Origin of the sequence: Bacillus sp. AFS001701, assembly GCF_002559405.1 — a bacterium.
Taxonomy (GTDB): Bacteria; Bacillota; Bacilli; order Bacillales; family Bacillaceae_G; genus Gottfriedia.
Genome location: NZ_NTZO01000424.1, coordinates 1 through 4,628, shown reverse-complemented (window position 1 = coordinate 4,628; position 4,628 = coordinate 1). Strand labels below are relative to the sequence as shown.

Annotated in this window: 4 protein-coding genes; all 4 read right to left on the bottom strand. The window is 34.4% G+C overall.

What is annotated here, in order from left to right; all coding sequences use genetic code 11:
• Positions 1-270 precede the first annotated feature (270 nt).
• Positions 271-1,041, bottom strand: coding sequence for a 3-hydroxyacyl-CoA dehydrogenase (locus CN514_RS20495; RefSeq protein WP_025568444.1), 771 nt, complete (start codon positions 1,039-1,041; stop codon positions 271-273).
• A 31-nt stretch (positions 1,042-1,072) separates the two neighbouring features.
• Positions 1,073-2,224, bottom strand: a complete 1,152-nt coding sequence (locus CN514_RS20490; protein WP_025671148.1) for a thiolase family protein — start codon at positions 2,222-2,224, stop codon at positions 1,073-1,075.
• Between the two features lie 29 nt (positions 2,225-2,253).
• Positions 2,254-3,402 (bottom strand): acyl-CoA dehydrogenase family protein, encoded by a 1,149-nt coding sequence (locus CN514_RS20485; RefSeq protein ID WP_176526004.1) that lies wholly within the window; start codon positions 3,400-3,402, stop codon positions 2,254-2,256.
• A 187-nt stretch (positions 3,403-3,589) separates the two neighbouring features.
• Positions 3,590-4,594 carry a zinc-dependent alcohol dehydrogenase family protein gene (locus CN514_RS20480; protein ID WP_098234172.1) on the bottom strand — a complete coding sequence of 335 codons (1,005 nt, stop codon included), beginning with the start codon at positions 4,592-4,594 and terminating at the stop codon, positions 3,590-3,592.
• Positions 4,595-4,628 lie beyond the last annotated feature (34 nt).

The following is a 4,628-nucleotide window of genomic DNA, read 5'->3' as shown; positions in this document are numbered from 1 at the left end:
CCAAATCCTCCATAGCTTCTAATCATATCTTGGTACATCCAGAAAATATTTTTTATTGTTTCCCTGCATTCATCAAAGTTTTCAGTATGTAGTTGAAAAAAATTGTGCATTTATATTTCCCCTTAACCAAATGACTTTAACACTTCTAAAAAAAGTTGATCTCCTTGTTCAACTAAACTTCCATCATTTAAAACAACTACTAATCCCATACATAAACTAAAAAAAGCAGGAGAACAAGTTAACCTGCTCTTCCTGCCTCTGATTTCATTCTTATTTTGGCTGCATACGAATTGCACCGTCTAAACGGATTACTTCACCATTTAACATTGGATTTTCAACAATGCTTTTTGCTAAGTGTGCATATTCTGATGGCTTACCAAGACGTGATGGGAATGGAACCATGTTTCCTAATGATTCTCTAGCTTTTTCTGGTAATACATCAAACATTGGCGTTTCAAATATTCCAGGAGCAATACTCATGACTCTGATTCCGTATCTTGATAAATCTCTAGCAATTGGTAATGTCATTCCAGCTACTGCACTTTTTGATGCACCGTAAGCTGCTTGCCCCATTTGGCCATCAAATGCTGCTACTGAAGCGGTATTAATAATAACACCTCTTTCACCAAATTCATTTGGTTCATTGTTAATCATTTGTTCAGCTGCTAAACGAATAACGTTAAATGTACCAACTAAGTTTACATTGATGATTTTTTGGAAAGATTCTAATGAATGAATTCCGTCTCTTTTAATTACTTTTTCAGCTAAAACAATTCCTGCACAGTTTACTACTGTATTAAATGAACCATATTTAGTTAAAACATTACTAATTGAATTTTTTACGCTCTCCTCTGAAGATACATCTGTTTTTTCAAAACAAACATTTTCTTCACCTAATTCAGAAATTAAGCTAGCAGCTCTTTCTTCATTTAAATCGAAAATAGCAGCTTTCCCACCATTTTCTACGATCATTCTAACCGTACCTGCACCTAGACCTGATGCTCCACCTGTAACGATTGCTATGCTATCACGAATGTTCATTTTTTAAATCCCCCAATTTGTTGTTGTTTAATTAATTTAATCTCTCAATAATCGTAGCATTTGCCATACCATGGCCTTCACAGATCGCTTGTAATCCATAACGTCCGCCTGTTTTCTCTAAAGCATTACACAATGTAACCATGACCCTTGCTCCACTAGCTCCAAGTGGGTGACCTAATGCGATCGCACCACCGAATATATTTAATTTTTCAAATGGTACATTTAATTCTTTTTGCCATGCTAAAGGAACTGCAGCAAATGCTTCATTTATTTCAAACAAATCGATTTGATCGATTGTTAAACCACATTTATGTAGAACTTTTTGAGTTGCTTGAATTGGCCCTGTTAACATTAATTGAGGGTCGGAACCTACTACCGTTCTCCCAATAATTCGAAACTTTGGCTTAAATCCTAATTGATGAGCTTTTTCTTTGCTCATTAAAAGTAGTCCTGCTGCTCCATCGCTAATTTGACTTGCATTTCCAGCAGTAACCGAACCATTTTCAGTAAAAGCTGGTCTTAAAGTAGATAATTTTTCAATGGAAGAGTTTTCTCTTGGTCCTTCATCTTTCGTTACTTTAACAAGCTCACCTTCTTGATTCGTAACAGAAACTGCAACAATTTCGTCTTCAAAATAGCCTTGTTTCATTGCTTTTAATGCTTTTTGATGGCTATTATAAGCAAATTCATCCTGCTCACTTCGACTGATATTCCACTTTTCATTTATGCGTTCTGCTGAGATCCCTTGGTTAAAGTCACCAAACATATTCGTTAGTTTTTCATTCCATTTTGATCCTTTTAAATTCGAAAACATTGGTACACGTGTCATACTTTCAACACCAGCTGCAATGACAATGTCCATATCTCCACTTAAAATGGCTTGTGATGCAAAATGGACAGATTGTTGACTTGATCCGCATTGACGGTCAATTGTAACACCAGGCACTTCAATTGGTAGACCTGCTAATAAAGCAGCAACTCTACCAATATCACCAGCCTGTTCACCAATTTGAGTAACACAGCCCATAATCACATCATCTATTTCTTTTGGATCAAATTCATTTCGACTTACTAATTCCTTTAGTACAATTGCAGCTAAGTCATCAGGTCTTGTTTCGCTAAAGCTGCCGCCTCTTTTACCAATAGGTGTTCTTAAAGCATCAACAATAACTACTTCTCTCATAAATTTGATCCTCCAATTTTAAGTCTGGTTTAATTTAATCCCATTTGTTTTGCGATAATTGTCTTCATGATTTCATTTGTACCTGCGTAAATTGACATGATCTGAATATCTCTAAAACGTCTAGCAATCTCGTATTCTTCCATATATCCATATCCACCATGTAATTGAAGACACTCTGAAGCTACTTTTTTACCTAAATCTGTAATCCACCATTTTGCCATTGATACTTGCTTAACGACATTTACGCCTTCCATATGCTTATAAATTAAGTCCTCAATGAAAGTACGACCAATTTCAATTTCAGTAGCCAATTCTACAAGTTTAAATTGAGTATTTTGGAACCCAGCAATTGATTTTCCAAATGCTTTTCTACTTTTCACATACTCAGTTGTCACTTTCAGCATTTCTTCAGCTGAAACTAATGCTTCTAAAGCAACTACTAATCTTTCTTGCTGTAATTTTTCCATTAAGTAATAGAAGCCTTCTCCTTCTTCTCCTAATAAATTCTTTACAGGTACTTTAGCATCTTGGAAAATTAATTCAGCCGTATCTTGGCTATGAAGTCCTACTTTATTCAATTTCTTTCCTCTAGAAAACCCAACTGTATCTTTTTCGACAACTAGCAAGCTTATTCCTTTATGAGCAGGTCGAATTGTCGTATCAGTTTTAACTGCAATGATAATAAGGTCTGAATGAATACCATTCGTAATAAATGTTTTCTCACCATTAACGATATAGTAATCCCCTTCTTTTACTGCAGTTGTTTTAATATTGGCTAAATCTGATCCAGCACCTGGTTCAGTCATAGCAACTGCACTAATATATTCACCTGAAATACATTTAGGTAACCATTCCATTTTTTGCTCTTCATTTGCATAAGCAGTCAAATAAGGTACAACAATATCATTGTGTAATGCTACACCAACTAAACTTGAACCAACTTTCTCAAGTTCCTCTATAATAATGACTGAATAGCCAAAATCTACACCTAACCCGCCATACTTTTCGTCAACATAAGGACACAAAAATCCTTCATTTCCTAATTTATCCCAGAATTCTCTAGGGATCATTTTGTTTTGTTCCCACTCTTCATAGAATGGTACAGCTTCTTTTTGTAAGAACTTTCTAAGAGCCGTGCGGAAGATTTCATGTTCTCTAGTTAAGTAAGAATGTTTCATAATAAGCCCCCTAAAATATTTAATCAATTTGTTAAAACGCTTACAATACTCAAAATACTAAATTTTTTAAATATTACATTTGTAATAATCATATGATGTTAATTGTAATTTATCAAGGAGCAAAAAAAAAAGAACTGAATAATTCAGTTCTTTTGATTGAAGACAAACTGGTAAAAAACAATACAAATTAACCAATTTTAACGGTAATCTTACCAAAATTATTTCCTTCACCCATTCGTTGTAATGCACTAATGACATCCGTAAATTCAAATGATTGATCGATAATTGGTTTAATTTTATGTTCTTCAAAAAATGCCAACATTTGTTCAAATTCTCTTGGACTTCCCATAGTAGTACCTCTAATATCCATATTTTTAAAGAATACTTTTGGCAAAACTGTTTGAGGAACTGGTCCATTTGTCGCACCGAATGATACGATTCTTCCACCTTGAGCAGTCAAATCAATTAATCGATTAAATGATTCTCCACCAACTCCATCGATCGTAAGATTTACAAATCCAAATTCTTTACGAAGTTTTTTATACCAATCATTTTCTCGATAATTAAAACCAGCTGTCGCACCTATTTCAATTGCCTTTTCAATTTTTTCATTGCTACTAGATGTAACTAGTACTTTTGATCCGAATGCAACAGCAATTTGCAATGCATATAATGCTACTCCACTACCAATACCTGGAATCAATACGGTATCATTCTGTTGTAATTGACCACGTGTTATTAATGCTCTATATGCAGTAAGTGCAGCTAATGGAATTGCTGCTGCCTCTTCCCATGACAAATACGCAGGTTTTTTATAAACATTTTCAACTGGTAGTTTAATAAATTCAGCAAACGTACCATTAGATGGCATTCCAAGTACAGTGAATTCATCAGAATTGATATCGTCACGATCTCCCCAGTTTAAACTCGGGTTCAAGATAACTTCATCACCTACAGTAAAACCCTTTACTTCATCTCCAATAGCTTCAATAACTCCAGCACCGTCAGATCCTAAAATACCATCTAATTTCATCCCTGGATACATACCGTGAGTTATAAAAAAATCACGTCTGTTTAATGATGCTGCCTTTAACTTAATGACTACTTCATTCGGATGAACAGTACCAATCTCAACATTTTCAAATTTTAGTGACTCTGGCCCTTTAGTGTCTCTTAAAATATAAGCTTTCAATTACATCACTCCTATTTAAAACAGAATTTAATTA